Source organism: Stenotrophomonas maltophilia (assembly GCF_023518235.1).
GTDB lineage: Bacteria > Pseudomonadota > Gammaproteobacteria > Xanthomonadales > Xanthomonadaceae > Stenotrophomonas.
Map to the genome: position 1 here is coordinate 1,793,644 of NZ_CP090423.1, position 22,942 is coordinate 1,816,585.

The 22,942-nt window shown below is 67.4% G+C and carries 19 protein-coding genes and 3 tRNA genes; 3 read left to right on the top strand and 19 right to left on the bottom strand.

Translation table 11 applies throughout. The annotated features are described in order from the left end of the window. Positions 1 to 14: 14 nt before the first annotated feature. From uvrC to LZ605_RS08610, 11 genes are all read right to left on the bottom strand, one after another. The gene (gene uvrC, locus LZ605_RS08560; protein WP_249844475.1) at positions 15 to 1,859 is read right to left on the bottom strand and encodes an excinuclease ABC subunit UvrC; all 1,845 of its coding nucleotides are present in this window, start codon (positions 1,857 to 1,859) and stop codon (positions 15 to 17) included. Continuing rightward, positions 1,856 to 3,268 (bottom strand): hypothetical protein, encoded by a 1,413-nt coding sequence (locus LZ605_RS08565; protein WP_249844476.1) that lies wholly within the window; start codon positions 3,266 to 3,268, stop codon positions 1,856 to 1,858. Before LZ605_RS08565 ends, uvrC begins: the two co-directional genes overlap by 4 nt. Then, on the bottom strand, positions 3,265 to 3,753 hold the full coding sequence (locus tag LZ605_RS08570) for a low molecular weight protein-tyrosine-phosphatase (RefSeq protein ID WP_249844477.1): 489 nt from the start codon (positions 3,751 to 3,753) through the stop codon (positions 3,265 to 3,267). The genes LZ605_RS08565 and LZ605_RS08570 overlap by 4 nt, the downstream gene beginning before the upstream one ends. After that, entirely contained in the window at positions 3,750 to 4,523 is a 774-nt protein-coding gene (gene kdsB / locus LZ605_RS08575) for a 3-deoxy-manno-octulosonate cytidylyltransferase (RefSeq protein ID WP_249844478.1), read from the bottom strand. The genes LZ605_RS08570 and kdsB overlap by 4 nt, the downstream gene beginning before the upstream one ends. A gap of 75 nt (positions 4,524 to 4,598) precedes the next feature. Next, entirely contained in the window at positions 4,599 to 5,618 is a 1,020-nt protein-coding gene (gene lpxK / locus LZ605_RS08580) for a tetraacyldisaccharide 4'-kinase (protein ID WP_249844479.1), read from the bottom strand. Further along, the gene (msbA, locus tag LZ605_RS08585; protein ID WP_249844480.1) at positions 5,618 to 7,366 is read right to left on the bottom strand and encodes a lipid A export permease/ATP-binding protein MsbA; all 1,749 of its coding nucleotides are present in this window, start codon (positions 7,364 to 7,366) and stop codon (positions 5,618 to 5,620) included. The genes lpxK and msbA overlap by 1 nt, the downstream gene beginning before the upstream one ends. After that, the gene (locus LZ605_RS08590) at positions 7,363 to 7,785 is read right to left on the bottom strand and encodes an ExbD/TolR family protein (protein ID WP_014036620.1); all 423 of its coding nucleotides are present in this window, start codon (positions 7,783 to 7,785) and stop codon (positions 7,363 to 7,365) included. The genes msbA and LZ605_RS08590 overlap by 4 nt, the downstream gene beginning before the upstream one ends. A gap of 3 nt (positions 7,786 to 7,788) precedes the next feature. Next, positions 7,789 to 8,451 (bottom strand): MotA/TolQ/ExbB proton channel family protein, encoded by a 663-nt coding sequence (locus LZ605_RS08595; protein ID WP_249844481.1) that lies wholly within the window; start codon positions 8,449 to 8,451, stop codon positions 7,789 to 7,791. A 3-nt stretch (positions 8,452 to 8,454) separates the two neighbouring features. Continuing rightward, complete coding sequence (locus LZ605_RS08600) at positions 8,455 to 10,851, bottom strand: DNA internalization-related competence protein ComEC/Rec2 (RefSeq protein WP_249844482.1); 2,397 nt, start codon at positions 10,849 to 10,851, stop codon at positions 8,455 to 8,457. A gap of 59 nt (positions 10,852 to 10,910) precedes the next feature. Next, a complete protein-coding gene (locus LZ605_RS08605) occupies positions 10,911 to 12,254 on the bottom strand; it encodes a sensor histidine kinase (protein ID WP_249844483.1) in 1,344 nt (447 codons plus the stop codon). A gap of 1 nt (position 12,255) precedes the next feature. Beyond that, positions 12,256 to 12,927 (bottom strand): response regulator transcription factor, encoded by a 672-nt coding sequence (locus LZ605_RS08610; RefSeq protein WP_249844484.1) that lies wholly within the window; start codon positions 12,925 to 12,927, stop codon positions 12,256 to 12,258. A 161-nt stretch (positions 12,928 to 13,088) separates the two neighbouring features. Between LZ605_RS08610 and LZ605_RS08615 the strand changes: the two genes are divergently transcribed. Continuing rightward, positions 13,089 to 13,373, top strand: a complete 285-nt coding sequence (locus LZ605_RS08615; protein ID WP_249844485.1) for a hypothetical protein — start codon at positions 13,089 to 13,091, stop codon at positions 13,371 to 13,373. A 48-nt stretch (positions 13,374 to 13,421) separates the two neighbouring features. Here the strand turns inward: LZ605_RS08615 and LZ605_RS08620 are convergent, their stop codons facing one another. Beyond that, on the bottom strand, positions 13,422 to 13,562 hold the full coding sequence (locus tag LZ605_RS08620) for a hypothetical protein (RefSeq protein ID WP_181358754.1): 141 nt from the start codon (positions 13,560 to 13,562) through the stop codon (positions 13,422 to 13,424). 180 nt (positions 13,563 to 13,742) lie between these two features. Here LZ605_RS08620 and LZ605_RS08625 point away from each other — a divergent pair, with 180 nt between their 5' ends. Further along, on the top strand, positions 13,743 to 14,051 hold the full coding sequence (locus tag LZ605_RS08625) for a hypothetical protein (protein ID WP_249844486.1): 309 nt from the start codon (positions 13,743 to 13,745) through the stop codon (positions 14,049 to 14,051). A 151-nt stretch (positions 14,052 to 14,202) separates the two neighbouring features. Here LZ605_RS08625 and LZ605_RS08630 read toward each other — a convergent pair. The 3 genes from LZ605_RS08630 to uvrB all read right to left on the bottom strand — a co-directional run bounded on the left by LZ605_RS08630 (position 14,203) and on the right by uvrB (position 16,581). Then, positions 14,203 to 14,277 (bottom strand) — tRNA-Val (locus LZ605_RS08630). Positions 14,278 to 14,375: 98 nt separating this feature from the next. Further along, a tRNA-Val gene (locus LZ605_RS08635) sits at positions 14,376 to 14,450 on the bottom strand. A gap of 106 nt (positions 14,451 to 14,556) precedes the next feature. Next, positions 14,557 to 16,581 carry an excinuclease ABC subunit UvrB gene (gene uvrB / locus LZ605_RS08640; protein ID WP_249844487.1) on the bottom strand — a complete coding sequence of 675 codons (2,025 nt, stop codon included), beginning with the start codon at positions 16,579 to 16,581 and terminating at the stop codon, positions 14,557 to 14,559. A gap of 128 nt (positions 16,582 to 16,709) precedes the next feature. Between uvrB and LZ605_RS08645 the strand changes: the two genes are divergently transcribed. Next, on the top strand, positions 16,710 to 17,240 hold the full coding sequence (locus tag LZ605_RS08645) for a GspH/FimT family pseudopilin (RefSeq protein WP_249844488.1): 531 nt from the start codon (positions 16,710 to 16,712) through the stop codon (positions 17,238 to 17,240). A 51-nt stretch (positions 17,241 to 17,291) separates the two neighbouring features. On the opposite strand, the gene LZ605_RS08650 is transcribed toward LZ605_RS08645, so the two are convergent. The 4 genes from LZ605_RS08650 to LZ605_RS08665 all read right to left on the bottom strand — a co-directional run bounded on the left by LZ605_RS08650 (position 17,292) and on the right by LZ605_RS08665 (position 22,939). Then, positions 17,292 to 17,368 (bottom strand) — tRNA-Asn (locus LZ605_RS08650). 68 nt (positions 17,369 to 17,436) lie between these two features. Continuing rightward, positions 17,437 to 17,850 carry a type IV pilin protein gene (locus LZ605_RS08655; RefSeq protein ID WP_249844489.1) on the bottom strand — a complete coding sequence of 138 codons (414 nt, stop codon included), beginning with the start codon at positions 17,848 to 17,850 and terminating at the stop codon, positions 17,437 to 17,439. Positions 17,851 to 17,873: 23 nt separating this feature from the next. Further along, positions 17,874 to 22,454, bottom strand: a complete 4,581-nt coding sequence (locus tag LZ605_RS08660; protein WP_249844490.1) for a pilus assembly protein — start codon at positions 22,452 to 22,454, stop codon at positions 17,874 to 17,876. Then, positions 22,451 to 22,939 (bottom strand): pilus assembly PilX family protein, encoded by a 489-nt coding sequence (locus LZ605_RS08665; protein WP_249844491.1) that lies wholly within the window; start codon positions 22,937 to 22,939, stop codon positions 22,451 to 22,453. Before LZ605_RS08665 ends, LZ605_RS08660 begins: the two co-directional genes overlap by 4 nt. Positions 22,940 to 22,942: the final 3 nt, after the last annotated feature.

Consider the following 22,942-nt stretch of genomic DNA (forward strand, 5'->3'; position numbering starts at 1 on the left):
GCGTGCTTCTCTCTCTACTCGGCCGCATCGGGCGTGGCCAACCCGTGCAGGTTAGCGTAGATACGCGCCGCAAGGGCGTCATTGATGCCTTCCACCTTGGCGATTTCCGCCTCGCCGGCGGCCTTGAGGCCGACCAGACCGCCGAAATGCTTGAGCAGGCTGGCACGGCGACGCGGGCCGATGCCGGGGATGTCCTCCAGCTTGCTGGTCATCCGGGCCTTCTGGCGACGGCCGCGGTGACCGGTGATGGCGAACCGGTGCGCCTCGTCGCGCACCTGCTGGATGAACTGCAGCGCCGGATTGGCGGCCCCCGGGCGCAACTCACGGCCATCGGGCATCACCAGCGCTTCGTGGCCGGCACGGCGCTCCACGCCCTTGGCAACGCCCACCAGCAGCACGCCTTCCACGCCCAGGTCGGCCAGCGCGGACTGGGCCTGGGCCAGCTGGCCGGCACCACCGTCGATGAGCAGTACATCCGGCAGCACGCCCTGCTCTTCCACCGCACGACGGAAGCGACGGTCGATGGCCTGGCGCATGGCGGCATAGTCATCGCCCGGCTCGATGCCGCTGATGTTGAAACGGCGGTACTGCGCGCGCACCGGCCCGGCCGCGTCGAACACCACGCACGAGGCCACGGTGGCTTCGCCCAGCGTATGGCTGATATCGAAGCATTCCACCCGCTTGACCGGCTCGGCCAGCCCCAGCATGTCGCGCAACGCATCGCTGCGCGCGTGCTGGGCATTGCGGCTGTTGAGTTCCGTGGCCAGCGTCAACTGCGCGTTGCGGCTGGCCAGTTCCACGTAGCCGGCGCGCTCGCCGCGCACGTTCCACTTCAGCTGCACCTTGCGCTCGGCCGAGGCCGACAGCGCCGCCACCAGCAGGTCGGCGTCGGGAATCTCGCGGTCCAGCAGGATCTCGCGCGGTGGCTCGAACTCGATGTAGTACTGCGAGACGAACGCGGCCAGCACTTCCTCCGCGCTGTCCTCGCCATTGGTGCGTGGAAAGAACGGACGGGTGCCGAGGTTGCGACCGTCGCGGAACGCCAGCAGCAGCACGCAGGCCTGCGAACCCTGCATGGCCACCGCCAGCACGTCCAGATCGGCGGCGCGGCCATCCACATACTGCCGGGTCTGCATGCTGCGCAACGAGGAGATCAGATCGCGCAGGCGCGCGGCCTGTTCGAACTCCAGCGCCTCGCTGGCGGCCTGCATCTGCTCACCCAGCTCGCGGGTCAGCTCATCACTCTTGCCTTCCAGGAACAGTGCGGCGCGGCGCACCGATTCGGCGTACTCGGCCGGCGCCACCAGTTCCACGCAGGGCGCACTGCAGCGGCCGATCTGGTACTGCAGGCACGGCCGCGAACGGTTGCGGAACACGCTGTCCTCGCAACTGCGCAGCTTGAACAGCTTGTGCATCAGGTTGAGCGTCTCGCGCACTGCGGTGACGCCCGGGTATGGCCCGAAATAGCGGCCGGGAATGGCACGCGGCCCGCGATGCAGGGCGATGCGCGGCCAGTCTTCGCGGGTGAGCAGCACATGCGGATAGGTCTTGTCGTCGCGCAGCGAAACGTTGTAGCGCGGCGACAGCGACTTGATCAGCTGGTTCTCCAGCAGCAGCGCCTCGGCTTCCGAGCGCGTCACGGTCACGTCCATGCGCGCGATCTGCGAGATCATCGACATGATCCGCGCATTCTTCGGGCTGCCGTTGAAGTAGCTGCCCACACGGTTGCGCAGTGCGCGCGCCTTGCCGACATACAGCAGGGTGTCGTCGGCGGCGTACATCCGGTACACGCCGGGGGCCGTGCTCAGATGGGCCGCGAAGGCCTTGCCGTCGAAGGCCGGGGCGGAAGCGTCGGTCATTCGCTGATCGGTACTTCGCTGAGCACGCCGCTGTCGGGGTCGAACCGCAGTACGGCATGCGCATCGGTCTCGGCGATCCACACCGCGCCCGCACCGACGGCCAGGCCCGCCGGGCCATGCAGCCGGCGCGGCAATGGCTGGGTGGTCAGTTCACCACCGCCCAGGCGCAACGTGCGCAGATGGCCGTTGCCGGTATCGGCAATCCACAGAAGGGGGGCCTCGGGGCTCAGCGCGATCGCCTGCGGGAACTGCAGGCTGGCCTGCGCGCGCGGGCCGTCCTCATGGCCAAAGCGCCAGGCCCCCTGGCCGACCAGGGTCTGCACCAGATCACCGCGCAGCTGCAGCGCGCGGATCGACGAGCCCAGCGCATCGGCCACGTACAGCACCTGCTGCACCACGGCCAACGCGGTCGGCTGGGCAAAGGCGGCCAGGTGGCCACTGCCGTCACGCTCATCGATCGACCCACTGCCGGCGCGCCACTGCAGGCTGCGCTGGCCCAGATGGAAACTCCAGATGCGGTTGTCGCCGGCCATGGCGATGTGCAGCTGGTTGTCGGCAATGGCCAGGCCGGTCGGATGGTCCAGCGAGACCTGTCGCGCCTGCGCGACCGGCCCTTCCACCGGCGCACCGGGACGACCGTTGCCGCACAACGTGTCAACGATACCGGTCAGCAGGTTGATGCGGCGCACGGCATGGTTGCCGGTGTCGGCCACGTACAGCGAATCGCGTTCCAGCACCAGCGCCTGCGGACGGTGGAACGCCGCCTCAGCCAGGTTGCCGTCCATGAAATCGGCAGTACCAAGGCCGAACTGGCGCAGGATGCGCCCGCCATGGCTGCATTCAAGGATGCGGTGATGGCCACTGTCGGCGATGTACAGCCGTTCGGTGCTGACTGCCAGGCCGAGCGGGAAGCGCAGCGGATGGCGCGGCTCCGGATGCAGTTCGCTGCCGCCACGCGGTGGCGCCAGAGGCGCGCCCTGGCACAGCGCGTTCAAGGCGCGCTCCAGGTCCCCGGGGGCGCCCTGCCCGACCAGCCGCTGCTGTTCGCGGCCCTGCGCATCCAGCAGCACCAGCGTCGGCCACGCGGTGATGCCGAAGCGGCGCCAGCCATCCCAGTCGGTATCGAGCAGCACCGGCATCGACAACCCCTGCCGGCGCAGCAGTTTCAGTGCGGCATCGGCCTCGCGCTCGAAATCGAATCGCGGCACCTGCAGTACCAGCGGCTGCAGCTTGCCGGGGTGTCGCGACAACCATTGGCCAAACTCGGCCAGGCGCTGCGCGCTCCACGCGGAGGCGGCATTGACGAACAACAGGGCCACCGGCCGACCGCGCAGTTCGGTCAGCGTGCAGGGCGTGGCATTGAGCCAGGCGGCAAACTCGGGCAGGTCCGGGACGGGCTGGACGTTCATGACCCGATTATGCCGGAGTCGGCGTCATGCAACAGTCGTGCCACTGCACGTTTTGTAGCTTCGTCCACCAGCGTCCAGACCTGTTCGAACTGCTCGCTGCCCCCGGTGTAGGGGTCCGGGATCGCGCCCGCTCCCCGCCCGCCCGACCACGGCAGATACAGCGCCAGGCGCTCGCGCTGGGCGGGCGATGCCAAGCGCCCGGCATCGCGCAGATTGGCCGGGTCGGCACACAGGATCCAGTCGAACCGGTCGAAATCGCGGGCCTGCAACTGGCGTGCACGCAGCCCGCCGATGTCCACACCATGACCGGCCGCGCAGGTGATCGCGCGCCGGTCCGGCGGCTCACCCACGTGCCAGTCACCGGTGCCGGCCGAATCGACCTCTACCCGCCCGGCCAGCGGCGAGGCGTCCAGGCGGGCGCGCAATGCGCCTTCGGCCATCGGCGAACGGCAGATGTTGCCGAGGCAGACGACCAGCAGTCTCATCGTGCGGCCAGCGCCTGCAACAGCGCCTCGGCGCGCTCCAGGTCTTCGGGCGTGTCGATGCCCGGCGGGAACGGCTCGGGCGAGATCGCTACGCTGATCGGGTAGCCGGCCTCCAGCACGCGCAACTGCTCCAGCGATTCGACCTGTTCAAGCTGCCCTGGCGGCATGGCGGCAAACTGCTGCAGGAAACCGGCACGGTAGCCGTAGATGCCGATGTGGCGCAGCCAGGCATGACCTTCCGGCAGTGCCTCACGACTGCGCGCGAAGCCATCGCGGTGCCAGGCGATCGGGGCACGGCTGAAGTACATCGCTTCGTTGCGCGCGTTGCGCACCAGCTTGACCACGTTCGGGTCGAACAGCGTAGGCGCATCCTCGACGGTGGTGGCCAGGGTCGACATCGGCGCAGTGCCGTTGACCAGTGCCTCGGCCACGGCGCGGATGCCTGCCGCCGGCGCGAACGGTTCGTCACCCTGCAGGTTGACCACGACGGTGTCATCGGCCCAGCCGGCCATACGCGCGCACTCGGCCAGGCGGTCGGTGCCGGACGCATGTGAGGCAGCAGTCATCGCCACCTTCACTTCGGCCAGCCCGGACAGCGCATCGGCAATGCGCTGATCGTCGGTGGCCACCCACACCTGGCCTGCGCCGGCCTGCAGCGCGCGGCGCGCCACGTGCAGCACCAGCGGCTCACCGCCCAGCAGGCGCAAGGGTTTTCCCGGCAGCCGCGAAGCGGCATAGCGGGCCGGAATGGCAACAACGAATTCGGTCATGCGGGCGGTACTCGGCAGGCTCGTTACAACGGGAATGCGGCCGGCGGCGTGTGAATGCAAGCGCCGCCGCGTTACTCAGTTCGGTCGCAGCTTGTCCAGGCGATCGGTCAGCGCCACCCAGAACGCGGCCGGCAGCTCGGCGCGCAGTGGCACCGCGTAGTGCCAATCGTTGCCGAACGCACGGCATTTCACCGCATCCTTCTCGGTCATCAGTACCGGCAGCTGACTGCCAAAGGACAGATCCTGCGGCTGGTAGGCCTGGTGGTCGGCAAAGGCATGCGGCACCACGCCGAGGCCACGCGCACGCAGCATGTCGAAGAAGCGCTGCGGGTGCGCGATGCCGGCCACTGCATGCACGCGCTGGCCCTTGAAGTAGGACAGCGGGCGCGCGCGACCACCGGCCAGCGGCTGCGCGCTGTCGATCTGCAACACCATCGGCCACTGCCCGAAACCACAGGCCTGGGCCGCGCTTTCCGCCTCGGCCTGGCCGAGGTTGACCACGCGGAAGTCGCATTCGCTGGCGCGGCTCACCGGTTCACGCAGCGGTCCGGCTGGAATCATCAGGCCGTTGCCATAGCGGCGCTGCGCATCGACAACTTCGATCTCGATATCGCGCGCCAGGCGGTAGTGCTGCAGGCCGTCATCACAGACGATCACATCACAGCCGGCCTCGACCAACGCCCTGCCAGCCGCCACCCGGTCGCGGTCCACGCGTACCGGCACGCCGGTCTTCCAGGCGATCAGCACCGGCTCATCGCCGCCCTTGGCGGTCGGCGTATCGGCCTGCACCCACAGCGGTGTGTCGGCGTCTTCGCGGCCATAGCCACGACTGGCCACACCCGGCTTCCAGCCGGCCGCACGCAGGCGTTCAACCAGGGCGATGGTCAGCGGCGTCTTGCCGGTCCCCCCTGCGGTGATGTTGCCGACCACGATGACCGGTACCGGCAATGCGTGGCGCTTGCGCCAACCGCGCCGGTAGGCACGACGGCGCAGCGCGGTGACGCCGGCATACAGCGGTGCCAGCAGGCGCATCGCCCACGGAACCGGCGTGCCGTCATACCAGTACGGCGGGGTCTGGGTACCCTTGCCTGCCATCAGTCCTGCCTTTCGCGGAACTGCATGCTGTGCAGGTGCTGGTACAGCCCCCCCATCTCGAGCAGCTCGCGGTGGGTGCCGCGTTCGACAATGCGGCCGTGGTCCATCACCAGCACCTGGTCGGCATGTTCGATGGTCGACAGGCGATGAGCGATGACCAGCGTGGTGCGTTCCGGCATCAGGCGCTGCAATGCATCCTGAACCAGCCGCTCGGACTCGTTGTCCAGCGCCGCCGTGGCTTCATCGAGGATCAGGATCGGGGCATCACGCAGGATCGCGCGGGCAATCGCCAGGCGCTGGCGCTGGCCGCCGGACAGCAGCGCACCGTTCTCGCCGACCGGGGTCTGCAGCTGCTGCGGCATGCGTGCGATGAACTCCCAGGCGTTGGCGGCTTCGGCCGCGGCACGGATCTGTTCATCACTTGCTTCCATGCCATAGGCGATGTTGGCGGCGATGGTGTCGTCAAACAGCATCACCTTCTGCCCGACGATCGCCACCTGCCGGCGCAGGTCGGCCAGCGGGTAATCGTCCAGGGCCACGCCATCGAGAGTGATGACACCGCCACTGGGCTCATAGAAGCGCGGCACCAGCCGGATCAGGCTGGTCTTGCCGCTGCCGGAGCGGCCGACGATGGCCGTGACGGTGCCCGGCCGGGCGATGAAGCTGATGTCGTCCAGGGCGATGCCGCTGTCTTCGCGGTAGCGCAGCATGACGTGGTCGAATGCAAGCTCACCCCGCACGCGCTGCACCGTCGTGCGGCCCTGGTCGCGCTCCACCGGCATGTCGAGGATGCCGAACAGGCGCTCGGCGGCAGCCACACCGCGCGAGATCGAGGTCTGCACGCTGGTCAAGCGTCGCAGCGACGGAATGATGGCCATCATCGAGGTCATCAGGCCCATGAACTGGCCCGCGTTGAGCTTGCCAGCCAGCGCTTCGCGGGTGGACACCCAGACGATCACCGCCAGCGCCAGTGCCGCCAGGAACTGCACCACGCTGGAGGCGGCGGCGCGGGTGACTTCCACCTTCATATTCAGCGCCAGCATGCGGTTGGCCAGGCGCGAGTAGCGCGAGATCTCGTGCTGCTGGGTGCCGTGCACCTTCACTTCCTGCTGTGCCGCCAGCGACTGCTCGGCGGTCTGCGCCATCGTGCCCATGCCATCCTGGATGCCACGGCTGATGCGGCGGTAGCGCTTGCCCACATAGGACACGATGCCACCGATCAGCGGCACCACCAGCAGCATCGCCAGGGTGACCTTGACGCTCATCTGCAGCATCACCGCCAGCATCGCGATGATGGTCAGGGTATCGGCCACCACGGTCTTGAGTGCATCGGCGCTGGCCTGGGTGACCTGTTCGGTATCGAAGTTCAGGCGGCTGACCATCACCGGCGTCGCTTCGGTATCGAAGTGCGACGACGGCAGGTGCAGGTACTTCTGCAGCACCTGCTCGCGCAGGTCGCGCACCACGCTGCGGCCGGTCTTGGCCAGCGTGTAGTCGCTGACCCAGGTGGCCACGCTGCGCATCAGGAACAGGCCCAGGATGGTCAGCGGCAGGATCACCGCCATGCGCGGTTCGGGGTTGACGAAACCGCGGTTGACCAGCGGCTCCATCAGCTTGGTGAAGTGATAGCCGGCCAGGGCTTCAACCACCATGGCGATGACCGCACCCACCATGAACACCCAGTAGGTGCGGGTGTAGCCCAGCAGACGTTTGTAGATCGGCCACACCGGCGCGTGATGGGAACTCATGGACGCACCTCTGGCGCAGTTGCAATGGCGATACGACGGAAACCGAGCTGGCCGAGCGCGTCCTGCGCGGTCACTACGGCCTGGTAGGGAGTGCGTGCATCGGCGCGCAGCAGCACCGGCTGGCTGCGATCACTGCCGGCGACGGCGGCGATGGTCTGCTTGACCGACTCGACGTCGCTGCGCAGCACTTCCTGGTCATTGATGAAATAGCGGCCTTCGGCGTTGATCAGTACGCTGAGCGAACGCGGCGGCTCGTTGTTGGGCTGCTGGCTGGCGGTCGGCAGTTGCACCTGCAGCGTGGAACGCGCGTCGAAGGTGGTGGTGACCACGAAGAAGATGATCAGCACCAGGATCACATCGATCAGCGGAACCAGATCGATATGCGGCTCATCCTGGGATCGGTCGTTGCCGATACGCATCGATCAGGCCTTGGCCGTGGCAGAGCTGGCCGCACGCGCTGCCGGCGCGGCATTCATCACGCCGGGGCGGCCGTCGAGCGTGTCCAGCAGCGCGCTGGCTTCCTGCTCCATCTCCACCACATAGCCATGGATGCGGCCCTTGAAATAGCGATGGAACATCAGCGCCGGAATGGCCACGATCATGCCGGTGGCGGTGCACACCAGCGCTTTGCCGATGCCGCCGGCCAGCTGGTTCACGTCGCCCACGCCATGGTCGAGGATGCCCAGGAACATCTGGATCATGCCGATGACGGTGCCGAGCAGGCCCAGCAGCGGGCCGGCCGAGGCGATGGTGCCCAGCGCATTGAGAAAGCGCTCCATGCGGTGCACCAGATGGCGGCCGGTGTCCTCGATCCGCTCGCGGATCTGGTCACGCGGACGGTTGCGCGCTTCCAGCGCGGCCGCCAGCAGCGCACCCAGCGGCGAGTTGGCGCGCAGGGTCTGCAGGTGCGCCGGGTCGAGCTTGCCGCGCGCGGCCCAGTTGCGCACTTCCTGGCCGAGGCCCGGCGGCAGCACCTCAGTCCGCCGCAGGGACCAGAAACGCTCCAGGATGATCGCCAAAGCCAGTACGCCCAACAGCAGCAGCGGCACCATCGGCCAGCCACCGGCCTTGACCAGTTCCCACACGTTTCAACCCTCCGGCCCAACGGCCGCTTGTTCGATCGGCGATAGGATAGCAGCCGACCGTGCCCGCCCAGCGGCATCCCACCACCGGGACGCGTGGATACGCTGTTCACGCAGCTGCAGCCCCTGTGCGCCAAGCCATACGCGGATCGCTCCGGACTCGGCGGTGGCCACCACCTCGGCCCCCTGCGCCCGCCAGCGCCGCACCACCTCCGGCCGCGGGTGGCCGAAGCGGTTCTGGTGCCCGGCCGAGACCAGCGCCAGCCGTGGTTCCACCGCCGCCACCCACAGCGCGCTGGAACTGCCGCCGCTGCCGTGATGGGGGACCAGTACCACATCCGCACGCAACTGCGGCGAAGAGGTTGCCAACAGCTCCGTTTCGGCAACCCGGCCTATGTCGCCGGGCAACAGCACCACGCCATGGGCTCCCGCCACGCGCAGCACGCAGCTGCCCTCATTCACGGCCTGCCGGTTGCCAGCGGCGGGATGCAGCACCTGGAAGTCGACGCCATCCCAGTGCCAGCGCAGGCCTGCCCGGCAGGGCCGGGCCCCGGCGATGGCGCTGCCGTCGGGCGCCAGCAGCGCCAGACCCGGATGCTGCCGGCGCACAGCGGGCAGATTGCCGGTGTGATCCTGGTGGTCATGGCTGAGCACCGCCTGCTGCGGCATGGCCTGGCCCAGCGCACGCAGCGCCGGCACGAGGGTGCGTTCATTGCTGTCGCCCCCGGCCGGTGGCCCGACGTCGTACCAGAGCGCATGCCGCGCCGTGCGCAGCAGCACCGCCGTGCCCTGGCCGACGTCATGCACCAGCAGTTCCAGCTCGCCCTGCCGCGGCCCTTCACGTGCCGGCCACAGAAGCGGCAGGCACAACAACACGCCCGCCAGGCCACCGCCTGCGCCGCGCGGCAGCAACCACCAGATAACACCCAGCAGCGCCGCTGGTACCGCCCAGGCGGGTGCCTCGGCCAGCCACCACATCGCCTCTGGATGGACCGCCAGCGGCTGCAGCACGCGCCAGCTGAGGTCGAACACCCACGCCGCAGCCCGCCATGCCCAGCGCCCCGCGCCCTCATGCAACGCCTGCAGGCCGGTACCCAGCAACGACAGCGGCACCACCAGCAGGCTCCACCAGGGAATGATCGGCAGATTGACCAGGGGGCCCAGCCGGGCGGTGCCGCCAAACAACGCGATGCCCAACGGCAACAGCCCCAGGCTGGCCACCCCCTGCGCGGCGAGCAGGCCGTGCAGCCGTTCGCGCAGCCCCTGCGGTGGCGCCTGCGGCAGGCACCACAGCAGCCACAGCACCCCGCCGAAGCTGAGCCAGAAGCCGGCCGACAGCACCGACAGTGGCGACGGCAGCAGCAGCGCCAACGCTGCCAGCGACACCCCGTGCGCCACACCAAGCGGGCGCCGGCCGCCGCGCGCCAACGCGAGCAGGCCGATCATCAATGCCGTACGCACCGTGGGCAGCGCGCCGCCAGCCAGCACCGCATAACCGGCAGCGGCCACCGCCGCAGCGCCGGCCGCCGCCTGTTGTCGGGGCCAGTGGCGGCCCAGCTGCGGGCAGAGCCACCACAGCAGCCGGCACAGCAGCACACCCAGCCCCGCGACCACGCCGACGTGGAATCCGGAAATGGCGATCAGATGGGTCAGGCCGAGCGCGCGGAGCTGCTCCCAGTCGGCATCGGACAATCCTCGCGTATCACCCAGCGCCAGCGCCTGCACGAAGCGCGCGCCAGAGCTGGCCACCTGGGTGGCGATGGCGGCGCTGCTGCGCTCGCGCCAGGCTGGCAGGCCAAACGCGGATTGCAGCTCGCGTGCGCCAGCGGGGTCGCGCACCGTGGCAGTGCCGGCGATGGCCTGCAGCAGCGCATGGCGCTCGCCATCGAATCCGCCGGGATTGATCCTCGAGCGCGGTGGCCGCACCCGCAATGCCAGCTGCCAGCGCGCGCCGGCCCGCAGCTGCTGGCGTCCACCACGGTGGCCTGCGGCCGTACCCCGCCACGGATCATTCCAGCTGACCTGCAGGCGCTTGCCCCGCAACAACGGCAGACGGTCGTCATCGTCCACGCGCAGCAGGAAACGGGTCTGGCCGGAGCGATGCTGCGGCAGGTCGATGATCCGCCCACGAACCACGACATCCTGCGCCGAAGCGCCCGGCGCAAGCTGCTGCTGCATTGCCCAGTGCCCGTGCAGCGCGGTCCAGGCCAGGCCGAACAGCGCAGCCGCCGGCACCCGTCCTCGCCAGCGCAGGATCCAGGCGCACAGCGCGCACGCCGCCGCCACGGCACACAGCCACAGTGGCGGCAGTGTCGGCAGCTGCACGCAGGCCAGCGCGCCCAGCACCAGGCCGGCGGCGCAGCCGCCCCCCAACACCGTTGCACCGGATCGATCGACAGCCATGGCCGCAGCCTGCGGCCACCGACCGTCGCCTGCCTATCAGCGATTGCCCCGTCCAGGGGTCAGCGCCGAACGCTGCCGCGGTGGAAGTTGACCCGGAAACTGGCACCGCCGCCGGCGGCTTCGCCGACACTCACCGATCCGCCGTGATGCTGCACGATTTCCTTCACCAGATGCAGGCCCAGGCCGCTGCCGCTGCCGGCCGCGCGCAAGCGGTGGAACGGCTCGAAGATCGCCTCGCGGTCACCCACGGGAATGCCGGCGCCCTGGTCGCTGACCTCCAGCAGCGCGCGGGTATCCAACCGCACGCAGATGATGCCGCGACCACCGCCGTGGACGATCGCGTTGTGCACCAGATTGGCGATCACCCGCCCCAGGGCCAGGCCATCGCCATGGATCCAGACCGGAACGTCCGGCGCATCGACCTCGAACCCGTAGCCGGCACCCACTACCAGAGGCGCCAGATCGGCGGCCGCCTCACGCACCAGCAACGCAAGGTCGAGCCGCTGCAGCGCGCCCACGTTGCGATCCAGCCGCTGCAGGTCGAGCAGGTGCTCGGCAACATTGCCCAGCCGCGCCACGTCGGTCAGCAACTGCGACTTCAGCTCTCCCTGTGGCAGCTGCGACAGGCGCGCCTGCACCACCGCGATCGGGACGCGCAGTTCGTGCGCCGCATCGGCGAGGAACTTGTCACGCGCCGCGTAGCCCTGCTGCACCTTGTCGATCGCATCATTGAACGCTTCCACCAGCGGCGCCACTTCCGTGGACACCAGCTGCGCATCCAGGCGTGCGCCCGGTTGGCCGATATCCAGCTCCTTGGCCTGCTGCGCGGAACGGCGCACGCCACGCATCGCGCGATGGATCACCGTCGGCATCACCAGCAACGTGACCACGATCAGCGGCAGGAAGAACCACAGGCCGATCAGCCGCAGCACCATCAGCGCGCCATCGAGCAAGCCGCCCTTCGGCGCGCCGCCCACCATCACCGTGATGCGGCGCCCCTCCTCGTTGCGGATCATCACCCGCGCCACGTCCAGATAGGGCGGTACCAGTGAACCGAGCTCGGTGGCGCCCAGCGTCGGCAAGCGGGCCAGCAGTGGCGCGTGCACTGCCGGCAGGGTGCCACGCTCGAGCCAGACACCCTTGTCATCGACCGCAGCGAACCACAGGTTGCCGCCGGCCTGCGCATCGAGAGCGTTCCAGCGCGCCTGGTCCAGCACCAGCCGGCCGTCTTCGCTATGCACCGCCTTGGCCACCGCCTCGGCCATGAACATGTCCATGCCCCAGGTGTCCTTGTCACCCCAGGTCAGGATCAGCGCAACCACCGCAAACAACACGGTGAACGCCTGCGCAAGGAACAGGCGCCAGGCCAGGCCCAGGGTGATGGAACGGATCGGACGGGCCATCTCAGGCCTCCGCCAGCAGGTAGCCGACGCCCCGGATCACGTGGATCTCCACGCCGGCACCGGCCTGTTGCAGTGCCTTGCGCAACTTGGAGATATGCGCATCGAGCGCGTTGGACTGGATCTCATCATCGAAACCGTACACCGCCGCCTCCAACGCACTGCGGGTGACCGTGCGCCCCTGCCGCATCGCCAGCGCCTGCAGCACCAGCACCTGCCGGCGTGGCAACGGCAATGGCTGGCCTTCGACCCGCGCCTGCAACGATTCGAAGTCGAATTCCATGCGCCCCAGCCGCAGGCTGGGCGTGACCATCGCCGAGGGACGCCGCGACACCGCGCGGATGCGCGCCATCAGCTCTTCGATCGCCACCGGCTTGACGAGGTAGTCATCGGCGCCGACATCCAACCCTTCAACCTTGTCCGACAGCGTGCCCTTGGCGGTCAGCATGATCACGGCCAGGTTCGGCCGCAGCGCACGGGCTGTGGCAACGAAGCCGGCACCATCGCCATCGGGCAGCTGGCGGTCGAGCAGCATCAGCTGGTGCACCGGCTCGCGCAGCGCGATGGCGGCTTCGGCCAGGCTGGCGACCACGTCGGCGACCACGCCCTGCCGCTCCAGGCCCGATTGCAGGGCACGGGACAGATCGGGATCGTCTTCGACCAGGAGGATGCGCATGAGGAGCTCGGCTACCGGAAACGGTGCCGATCATAGTGCCTGGCGCCGTAATTTTGCGCCGATCGCAGCCGGCCTCGCTGGCGCAATGTTCTGACAATGTTGCGCGTGCACCATGCACAGCCATCCCCGCACAGTGGTCGCCCACGGACAAGGACACCCCCATGGCCTCCGTCTCCCCCACCAGCGAAGCGCACGCAATCCTGCGTGCACCCGACCTGGACAGCGCCGAGCGTGCCTACCTGGGCCTGATGCCCGATCTTGAGCACGTGAATGCGCTGGCGCGCCGCGCTTTGGGCCTGTCGCGCGCCGCCGATGCGGCACGCGGCTACGCGCTGTCGATGACCCTGGTCGGCTTGCGCCTGCAGGAGCTGGAGATGGGCGAGGCCAGCGCGAAGGAACACCGCCAGGCCACCCTGCACAGCCTGCGCCAGGCCTTCAGCGCCTGACCCCGCAGACACCCCGCAGCACGGGGCGTTGAGCGCAGGCGGCCGTCGTCAGCGCAGCGTGCTCCAGGCCAGCACCGCCGACAACAGCGCCACCCAGATCACGGCCTTGAACGTGCCCTGCAGCATGTTGCCGCCGAACAGCAGTTCGAACAGCGGGTTGGGCCTGGAAACCGGAACGTGATCGCTCATTCAGCTGCTCCTTGTGATGACCGCGATTGCGCGGTAGGGGCAAGTCTACGCCTGCCCGGCCCGGATTCATCGCCACCTGGCTGGCTTTGGCGGCGCAATCCCGCTGTTCGTCGCAGGCCGGCTGCGCCCCCGGCGGCGGCGTGCCAGCCTGCGTGCACTTTCCCGCTGGAGCACCGTGCCATGCCGATGCTTGCCCTGATGCTGCTGTTCACCGGCCTGTTCGGCGACCACGGCGGGCCCGCCGAAGTGGCAGTGCGTCAACAGATCCAACTCAACGAGACGGCCACCGCGACGCCACAGCGTGATGACACCGCGTCCGCGCTGCAGCTCTTGCCGCTGCGCGAGGACCGGGTGCTGCGATTTGGATGCCAGGGCCGCACGAACGGACCGGCCGAGCGCGCCTATGTGGCGCAGCTGTGGCAGCGTGTGGATGGCGAGTGGCGGATGCAGCGTGCAATCCGTGTCGAGATGTTGGCCGCTGGGCGGTAGTTCGAAACCTATCCGGGACAGCCGCACCGCAATCTGTCGTCCTCGCCACGCCATACGCGATGTCAAGCGCCCGGAAAGCGGACGCTGCAACGAAAAAACCCGGCGCCATGGCCGGGTTTTCTATTCACGTCGATCCTCGCCGAGGATGCCGTGGTGGGCGGTACAGGGTTCGAACCTGTGACCCCTACCATGTCAAGGTAGTGCTCTACCGCTGAGCTAACCGCCCATCTTGTTCTTGCCGCCCAAAGGCTGGCCTTGCTACGTAAAAACCCGGCGCCAGGGCCGGGCTTTGCAGTTCACGACAACCTCCTTCCGGAGATTTCGTGGTGGGCGGTACAGGGTTCGAACCTGTGACCCCTACCATGTCAAGGTAGTGCTCTACCGCTGAGCTAACCGCCCGTTTTGCATCTGCAAGGCCGCGATTGCGTCGGTGCAGGCCGCGTATATTACGGACGCCGGCCGTGAAGCGCAACACTTTTGTGAAGATGATGCTGCACTGCCGCGTTCAGCCGAGGCTGGCCTCCTTCAGCTGCCGGATCTGGTCGCGCACGCGTGCGGCGTCCTCGAATTCCAGGTCCTTGGCGTGCTGGTACATCTGCTGCTCCAGCGCCTTGAGCCGGGCCGCCAGCTGGGCCGGACTGAGTGAACGATAGTCGGCACCCTCCTCGGCCACACCCGCCCTGCCCTTGCCCTTGCCCTTCTTGGCCTCCTTCTCCGCTGCATCCGAGCGGGCCCCCTCCAGCACGTCCACGATCGGGCGCGCCACCGAGCGCGGCACGATGCCGTGTTCCTGGTTGTACTCGACCTGCTTGGCACGGCGGCGGTCGGTCTCGTCGATCGCCGCCTGCATCGAACGGGTGATCTTGTCGGCGTACAGGATCGCCTTGCCGCGCACATTGCGGGCGGCGCGGCCGATGGTCTGGATCAGCGAGCCGGTGGAGCGCAGGAAGCCCTCCTTGTCGGCATCGAGGATCGCCACCAGCGACACTTCCGGCATGTCCAGGCCCTCGCGCAGCAGGTTGATGCCGACCAGCACGTCAAACTTGCCCAGGCGCAGATCGCGGATGATCTCCACGCGCTCGACCGTGTCCACGTCCGAGTGCAGATAGCGCACGCGGATGCCGTGTTCGGTGAGGTACTCGGTGAGGTTCTCGGCCATGCGCTTGGTCAGCGTGGTGACCAGCACGCGGTCGCCGGCCTTGATGCGTTCGTTGGCCTCGCTCATCAGGTCGTCAACCTGGGTTCCCACCGGGCGGATCTCCACCACCGGATCGATCAGTCCGGTCGGGCGCACCACCAGTTCGGTGATCTCGTCACCGGCCTCGCGGTACTCGTACGGCCCTGGCGTTGCCGACACATAGATGCTGCGCGGGCAGCGCTCCTCCCACTCCTCGAAGCGCAGCGGGCGGTTGTCCAGCGCCGACGGCAGACGGAAACCGAACTCGACCAGGGTTTCCTTGCGCGAACGGTCACCCTTGAACATCGCGCCGATCTGCGGAATGGTCACGTGCGATTCGTCGATCACCAGCAGCGCATCTGCCGGCAGGTAGTCGAACAGGGTCGGCGGCGGCTCGCCGGCATTCTTGCCGGTCAGGTGCCGCGAGTAGTTCTCGATGCCGTTGCAGAAACCCACCTCGGCCATCATCTCGATGTCGTACTGGGTACGCTGCGCCAGGCGCTGCGCCTCCACCAGCTTGTTCTGCGCGTACAGCTGCTCCAGGCGCTCCTTCAGTTCGACCTTGATCGTCTCGATCGCCGCCAGCACACGCTCGCGCGTGGTTGCATAGTGGGTCTTCGGGTACACGGTGAAGCGCTGCATGTTGCGCAGCGTCTCGCCGGTGAGCGGATCGAACAGGGTGATCTTTTCGACTTCGCCATCGAACAGCTCAAGGCGCAGCGCCTCGCTGTCCGATTCGGCCGGGAACACGTCGATCACTTCGCCGCGCACGCGGAACGTACCGCGCTGCAGTTCATATTCGTTGCGCGTGTACTGCAGCTGGGTCAGGTGATTGATCAGATCGCGCTGGTCGATGCGCTCGCCCTTGGACAGGATCAGGCGCAATGACAGGTAGTCTTCCGGTGCACCCAGGCCGTAGATCGCCGACACCGTCGCCACCACGATCGCATCCGGCCTTGACAGCAGGGTCTTGGTCGCCGCCAGCCGCATCTGTTCGATGTGCTCGTTGATCGAACTGTCCTTTTCGATGAAGGTGTCCGACGAGGGCACGTAGGCCTCGGGCTGGTAGTAGTCGTAGTAGCTGACGAAGTACTCCACCGCGTTGTGCGGGAAGAACGCCTTGAACTCTCCATACAGCTGCGCGGCCAGCGTCTTGTTCGGCGCCATGATCAGCGTCGGCTTCTGCACGTTCTGGATGACGTTGGCGATGGTGTAGGTCTTGCCCGAACCGGTCACGCCGAGCAGGGTCTGCTTGGCGATGCCGGCTTCGAAGTTGCTGGTCAGCTTCGCGATGGCATCGGGCTGATCGCCCGCCGGCGAGTACGGCGAGACGAGTTCAAAACGGTCGCTCATGGTGTTGCCAGTTCCCGGGAAACGTGAGTATACGAGGCAAGGGGTGACGGCAGGCTGAGGGGTTTACCGGCATGCCAGGACGGCGTTGGCCGATGGCGGCCGAACGCGCCCAGGCGGAGGCTGGGCCCATGCCTCGCCGCCTCCCTGCCCCCACCGCCCGGCCCGCCCGTGGCTTCCAGCTGATCGAACTGCTGCTGATCGTCATGCTGCTGGCGGTGGCGCTGGCACTGGGCTGGAGCCCCTGGCAACGCGCGCTGCGCCACCTGCAGGCCGAAAGCCTGCGCCGGCAGCTGGTCGCCAGCCTGTCGCTGGCACGCAGCACGGCCATCACCGAACGCCGCCGCGTGTCCGTCTGTGGCTCGTCCGATGGCCAGCAGTGTGACCAGGCCTGGAGCCGGGGCTGGCGGGTGCGGATCGAGCCACGCACGGCCACCGAAGGCCCCGGCCGGCTGCTGCGCACCCATACCAGCCGCCAACACCGGGTCGAGCTGCGCACCAGCGATCATCGTCCCGAGGTGGAGTTCCGGCCGGATGGCCGCAACGCGGGTACCAACCAGTCCATCGTGCTGTGCGTGGACGGCTACGAGCACAGCCGCGTGATCATCAATGTCCCGGGGCGGGTGCGCAGCGAACGGCCCCGACAGCCCGCCGCCTGCTGAGCGGCCGGCCACAACGAAAAAAGCCGCGATTTCTCGCGGCTTTCTCGAATCTGGCGCCCGAAGTTGGACTCGAACCAACGACCCCCTGATTAACAGTCAAGTGCTCTAACCGGCTGAGCTATTCGGGCGGGGTGCGCATTTTAGCCAGCGTTTGGCGGCCAGCGCAAGCCCTTTTTTCACGCGCGATGGCCACGCCTTACCAGCACTCCGCATTGGTCTTCTTGTCCGGGGTCTTGCGCCCGGCCTGATCCAGCGTCAGCGTGCCGCACACATCCTTGTCCTGGCCGGTTTCCGGCACCGCCTGCAGCGTGTAGGTGCTGGCGGTGGCCTTGCCACTCAGCGACAGCGTGTAGCGCTTGGCGCCCTGCCGCGGCGACTGGTTGAATGGCAGCGAAAAACCGTCATAGCTGTTCTGCACCGTGTGGTAGCGCTCGAGCAGCTGCGCGACCTCCACCAGATCGGCCTTGGCCAGCGCCCGGTTGGTCTTCAGCACATGGCGCTGATACGACGGCAGGGCGATGGCCGCGAGCACGGCGATCACCGCCACGGTGATCATCAGCTCGATCAGGGTGAAGCCGGCGGTGGAACGACGCGATGCAGGGGTGCGCATTGGCATTCTCATGTTCAAGAGGGTCACCGGATCTGGCGCCAGGACTGCCGGCCGCAGGCGCGCTGGCCGTAGGCGGTATCGGCGCCGGGATTGTTGAACGCCACGATGCAGCGTTCCATCGAGCCATCCACCGAGCACTTCGGATCGCTGGCATCGCACCCCTTCAGCGTGGTGCTGTTGACCTGGGTACCCAGCACCGGCGCGCCGTTGGTAACGTCACCACCGCGGGTCAACGCACCGGCGCCGCAGTTCGCGCCACACAGTGGGTTGCCGCCATCGGGCTTATCGGTCAACCCGCTCATGGCCGGCTGGCCGGTGAGCATGTTCAGCCGGTAGCGCCAGTTGACGCCACCGCCGGTGCCACAGACCGTCTGCCCCGGCACGTAGGTGGTGAACATCACGTTGCCGCCCTGCAGCGTCGGATAGCCGAAGAATCGCTCGCCTTCGACGTCGGTACCGACGATCAGATCCACATACCAGCCGCGCTGGGTCGCGTAATCGACCGGATTGCCGGAGATGTCACGGAAGCCGCCGCCCGCAGAGCTGACGGTCTGGCCCACCAGCACATCGCGGCCGCTGACGGCACTGGAGAGATTGTCCCAGATGCCATACAGGGTCTGCACCGGCGAATTGCGGGTCACCGCATTGTCATCGGCGGTGAAGTAGCGCCCGGTGCCGAAGAACAGGCTGACGCCACCGCCCGGACCGGCCGAGGCTTCGATCGCACCGGTGATCGGCTGCGCCACAGCACTCCGGATAGCGGTGAACAACGGCGAACCACTGAGCCCCACGTTCCAGGCCGTGGTGTCGCCACCACGCAGGTCGAAGCGCCAGATGTTGCCCTGCATGTCGCCACCGTACACGGTGTCGGCCAGGCCGCTGCTGTTGTACAGGCCCACCGCGGTCACGTGATTGAGGCCGTTGGCGATCGCGTACTTGGTGCCGGCCGGATACAGGCGCTTGAGCACCTGGCCGGTCTGGATGTCCACCACGTACAGCACCGGACGACCGGTACTGGAATTGACGCCATTGCCGAACAGGGCGACGAAGCGTGGCGGACCGTCCGGATCGGAGCCGGCCACCGGCACCACCACCGGCTTGCCGAAGGCGAAGCCCATGTCCGACTCGGTCTTGCCGGAAATCTCCCACAGCACGTTGCTGGAGGTGAATCCGGTGGGATTGGTGATATCCAGCCCGAACACCGAACCATTGCCGACCGAGGTTGCCGAAGGACCGCGGCTGGCACCGCCACCACCGGTCGAACCCACCAGCACGGTATGCCAAGCGTTGCCGTAGTAGACGTCGGAAGAGGTCAGGCCGCCATCGACGTAGTAGCGATGGCCGTAGGCCGGGTTGGCCAGCTCGGCCATGTGCTGCAGCGACGCCGAGGGAATGAAGGCGAACTGCTCGGTGCCTGCGGCCGTGCCGGTACTGGCATTGAACCCGTGCAGCATGCCGTCATTGGCGCCGACGTACGCCATCGATGGCGGGCCGCCGGAGGCCTTCTTGGCAGCCAGATAGGCCTCATAGCGCGTGCCCAGCGTGGTCTTCCAGCCGACCCCGCCCTGCGCCTTCCAGGAGGTATAGCCGTAGTCGTTCTTGGTGGACACGATCTCCACGCTGGAGTTGACGATGTCGCCCAGCAGCACGCTGCGCGGGCGGAAGCCACTGACCGGCGAACCACGCAGGTAGCTGACCAGGTCGGCCACGGTATGCGAACCGAACCAGTTGGGGATGGTGTTCAGGCCCATGTTGCCCAGCTTCTCGGCACGATCACGGCCGGGCACGTTGTCAGCGGTGAAATCCGCCGCCGCGGCCGCCACCAGCTGGTTGGACTTGTTCACATAGGTCGGTGCGGTCGACATCACGATGGTGCGGCCGGAGGCGCTCATCCGGGTCGATGCACGCCACAGCTCCGCACCGATGCCGCCCGTGGAAGTGACCTGACTGGCGATGAGATCACCGGTCCAGTCGTTGGAGCCGGACGCCACGGCATAGTGCGCGGACACGGTGAAGGAGCCCGCATTGACGCGTGCGCCGGTCGCGCTGCCGCCCACCGGTGCCTCACCGGCCGCGGCGCTGTCGAAGATCGCCTCCAGTGCCGACTTCAGCTTGGCCGGATTGCGCGCCAGGAAGTAGTTGTCCGGCACGCCAGCCACCTTGCTGTCCCACTTCTTGCCTGCCGGCACGCCGTACTTGGCGGCGTACCACAACGGGCTTTCCAGCTGGCCGGCCTGGCCGCTGCCCAGGCGATAGCGGGCCACGATCGCACCGGTCCACTCCGCAGGCGGCGCCGAGGAGGTGGTCAACACCGAGCCGTTCTTGTCACCCGGACGCAGCACCAGGCGCTGCACGTTGTCAGCGGCATTGGAACCGACGATGGTGTAGCCGGTCAGCATCGCGTTGCCGGCGTAGGCCGACAGGTTCTCGATGCGGACCAGCACTTCATCGGCAGCCACCGTGTTGCGCACCGCGTTGTTGTTGCATTCGCCACTGGTGGAGCGCCAGCAGATGTTGCGGAAGGTGGTGTTGTCACCCTCGTTGCAGGTCTCGCCCACGCAGTAACTGAGCATCGACACCACGTCATTGTCGTGGTCGTTGCCCCACAGCGAATCTTCCCAGACCAGCGAGAAGCTGCCGGCCTTGCCGTCGGCGCGATAGGTGCGCCCGTAGACGAAGTTCGGCGACACCGTCGACGTCTTGGTGCCGATGCCGACCGAGCCCAGGAAGCAGCTGCGCCAGCCCGTGCTGGAAATCTTCGCCGTACCGGTGTTGTTGGCCTGGCACAGCGGCGCCAGGGTGATCTTGCCATTGCCCACCGGGATCTCGAACTTCGGCAGGCTCTCGGCCATGGCCACGGTATAGGTGGTCGCGGTCAGCTTGTACGAATCCGGCTTGTCCTGCACGCGCGGGCGCAGGTCGTTCTCGGCGGCCGACTTGGCCAAGCCGGCCATCAGGTAGCTGCCTTCGGTGGAAGGCACGTCCGGGCAGATGCCGCGCACCAGCGACAGTCCGGTCACCTTGGCCGCCCGGCAGATGTCTTCGTGCGTGTTGATCGAGGCATAGCGCTCGGTCAGGCCGATGCGCCCGGCCATGTAGTTGCCGCCGGTGATGTTTTCCAGATTGCCGATGGCGTCGGTCGAGCTTGCTGCAGTCGGCAGCCCGCTGACCGAGCCGATGTTGTCGCTGTCGAACGACGGCAGGCCCGAGGACATCACCAGGATGTTGCAGGTGGCGCAGTAGGAGTTGCCGCCATCATTCGGCGAACGGTACGGGTCCTTCCAGGACACGGCATTGGGCAGGCCGCTCAGGTCGCCGCTGGCGCTGTAGATGCCCTTGGTCTCGCCCTTGATGTAACGCAGCGCCTCGGCATACATCTCGGCCAGCGGGTTGCCCCATGCGCTGCAGGTCTTGGACGCATTGCCCGGATCGGTCAGGTTGCCGTTGCCGCCGAAGCCCTGACGATTGAGGATGCTGTAGGCGTTGCAGTCGTTCCAGTTGTTGCTCCAGTTCCACTGGTCGATGCGGAAGTTGGAAATGGTATTGATGATGCCTTCGGCGCCACCGGTCAGCGAGTTGCAGAACTGGCCATTGGACAGATTGATCTCATCACCGGCCGCGCAGAACGAGGTGCCGTTGCCGGCGATCTTGCCGATGTTGCGGCGGACCACGCCGCCATCGCGCGGGTTGGCATAGGTACCGGTGACCAGGCCGAAGCGCAGGCGCCCGCTCTCGCCATAGGACTGCAGCAGGCCGGCCGGCTTCAGGTAGTCGTTGGCGCCATCGTTGTACTTGCGGCAGAACGCTTCCTGGAACGTGCCGCTGCCGGACGCGCACACTTCCACGCGCACATTGAGGTCGGCCACGACCGAACGCGGCGAGTCGTCCTTGCCTTCATCCGAGCGCCCGGCGATGCACTGGCGGCTGGCGGTCGAGGCCCACTCGCTCCAGCTGCCGCTGGCCACGCGCATCAGCGGCGCACCACCGCTGGCGATGGTGGCGTTGCAGAACGAGGTGGTGGTCTTGTACGGCGTGAAGTTGCCGATGTCGCTACCGCTGTAGACCTTCACCCAGGCATGCAGATCGTTGGGAATCTGGGCTCGCTCCAGCACGGTCCTGCTGTTGGAATCGGTGATGCGATGGCCGCCGTACAGCACGTAGCGCATCACATCCAGGCGGCTCATCGTCGCCCAGTTCAGGAAGTTGCCCGACCAGGTACCGCCGCAGGTGTGCTTCAGCGTACCGGTGGCCTGCGCGCTGGCCTTGAACTGGCCACTGCTGTAGGTGTAGCAGAGGTTGGAGTCGAAATATCCCGAGTAGTCGAACTTGTCCTGGTAGGTGGTATCGAGCGTGCCGTCCTCGTCCAGGTCGCTGTAATCGCTGTAGGCCTTGTTGAACAGCTGCTCGTCGCGCGACATCACCATCATCATCAGCGGCGGCTGCGTCTTCTTGCTGTACAGCGGCTCCTGCGCGATGTCGTAGTCACCGAGCGCAGCGAACAGTGGGTACATCAGGGCCCCGACGCCGGCCAGCACGGCCACAGCCGCGCCCCGGCGCAGCCAGGGTGTCGAGACGATGCGGGAAAAGCGGCGCGGAGTGTTCATGGGATGTAGATCGTGTCGATGACGGCGCTGGAAGAAGGATTGGCCGGGTCGTCACTGGCCAACACGGTGATCTGGTAGATGTTCTCGGTTTCTTCGTTCTTGGGGACACCGACCTTGATCGGCCCGCGCGTCACGCACTTGTCCAGGCGCCGGGTGTTGATGGCGGTGGCCGTGGTCTTGCCGTCGGCCCAGGTCGCCGGATCGAATACCGGGCTGCATTCTTCCTGGTTGGCTTCGTAGATGTTGCCGCTGCCGATCGCGGCCTGAATAACTGCCTCCTGCGCACGCGCGCTGGATTCGGCATTCTGGAAGGCCTGGTTGGAGCGCAGGTAGTTGGCCGCCATCCGCTCCTGCATGCCGGTGACCTGCATGCCGGCAATGCCGATCAGTGCCAGCAGGATCAGCATGATCAGTGCGAAGTACAGCACCGCGCCACGCTGCTGGCGGGGCGATGCGAAGGAAGGAATGCGTGGGCGCGGGTGCATGGC

Excerpts from the sequence above, each read along its gene's own strand:
- uvrC (WP_249844475.1), bottom strand. The coding sequence starts at position 1,859 with ATGACCGACGCTTCCGCCCCGGCCTTCGACGGCAAGGCCTTCGCGGCC.
- LZ605_RS08565 (WP_249844476.1), bottom strand. The coding sequence starts at position 3,268 with ATGAACGTCCAGCCCGTCCCGGACCTGCCCGAGTTTGCCGCCTGGCTC.
- LZ605_RS08570 (WP_249844477.1), bottom strand. The coding sequence starts at position 3,753 with ATGAGACTGCTGGTCGTCTGCCTCGGCAACATCTGCCGTTCGCCGATG.
- kdsB (WP_249844478.1), bottom strand. The coding sequence starts at position 4,523 with ATGACCGAATTCGTTGTTGCCATTCCGGCCCGCTATGCCGCTTCGCGG.
- lpxK (WP_249844479.1), bottom strand. The coding sequence starts at position 5,618 with ATGGCAGGCAAGGGTACCCAGACCCCGCCGTACTGGTATGACGGCACG.
- msbA (WP_249844480.1), bottom strand. The coding sequence starts at position 7,366 with ATGAGTTCCCATCACGCGCCGGTGTGGCCGATCTACAAACGTCTGCTG.
- LZ605_RS08590 (WP_014036620.1), bottom strand. The coding sequence starts at position 7,785 with ATGCGTATCGGCAACGACCGATCCCAGGATGAGCCGCATATCGATCTG.
- LZ605_RS08600 (WP_249844482.1), bottom strand. The coding sequence starts at position 10,851 with ATGGCTGTCGATCGATCCGGTGCAACGGTGTTGGGGGGCGGCTGCGCC.
- LZ605_RS08605 (WP_249844483.1), bottom strand. The coding sequence starts at position 12,254 with ATGGCCCGTCCGATCCGTTCCATCACCCTGGGCCTGGCCTGGCGCCTG.
- LZ605_RS08610 (WP_249844484.1), bottom strand. The coding sequence starts at position 12,927 with ATGCGCATCCTCCTGGTCGAAGACGATCCCGATCTGTCCCGTGCCCTG.
- LZ605_RS08615 (WP_249844485.1), top strand. The coding sequence starts at position 13,089 with ATGGCCTCCGTCTCCCCCACCAGCGAAGCGCACGCAATCCTGCGTGCA.
- LZ605_RS08620 (WP_181358754.1), bottom strand. The coding sequence starts at position 13,562 with ATGAGCGATCACGTTCCGGTTTCCAGGCCCAACCCGCTGTTCGAACTG.
- LZ605_RS08625 (WP_249844486.1), top strand. The coding sequence starts at position 13,743 with ATGCCGATGCTTGCCCTGATGCTGCTGTTCACCGGCCTGTTCGGCGAC.
- uvrB (WP_249844487.1), bottom strand. The coding sequence starts at position 16,581 with ATGAGCGACCGTTTTGAACTCGTCTCGCCGTACTCGCCGGCGGGCGAT.
- LZ605_RS08645 (WP_249844488.1), top strand. The coding sequence starts at position 16,710 with ATGCCTCGCCGCCTCCCTGCCCCCACCGCCCGGCCCGCCCGTGGCTTC.
- LZ605_RS08655 (WP_249844489.1), bottom strand. The coding sequence starts at position 17,850 with ATGCGCACCCCTGCATCGCGTCGTTCCACCGCCGGCTTCACCCTGATC.
- LZ605_RS08660 (WP_249844490.1), bottom strand. The coding sequence starts at position 22,454 with ATGAACACTCCGCGCCGCTTTTCCCGCATCGTCTCGACACCCTGGCTG.
- LZ605_RS08665 (WP_249844491.1), bottom strand. The coding sequence starts at position 22,939 with ATGCACCCGCGCCCACGCATTCCTTCCTTCGCATCGCCCCGCCAGCAG.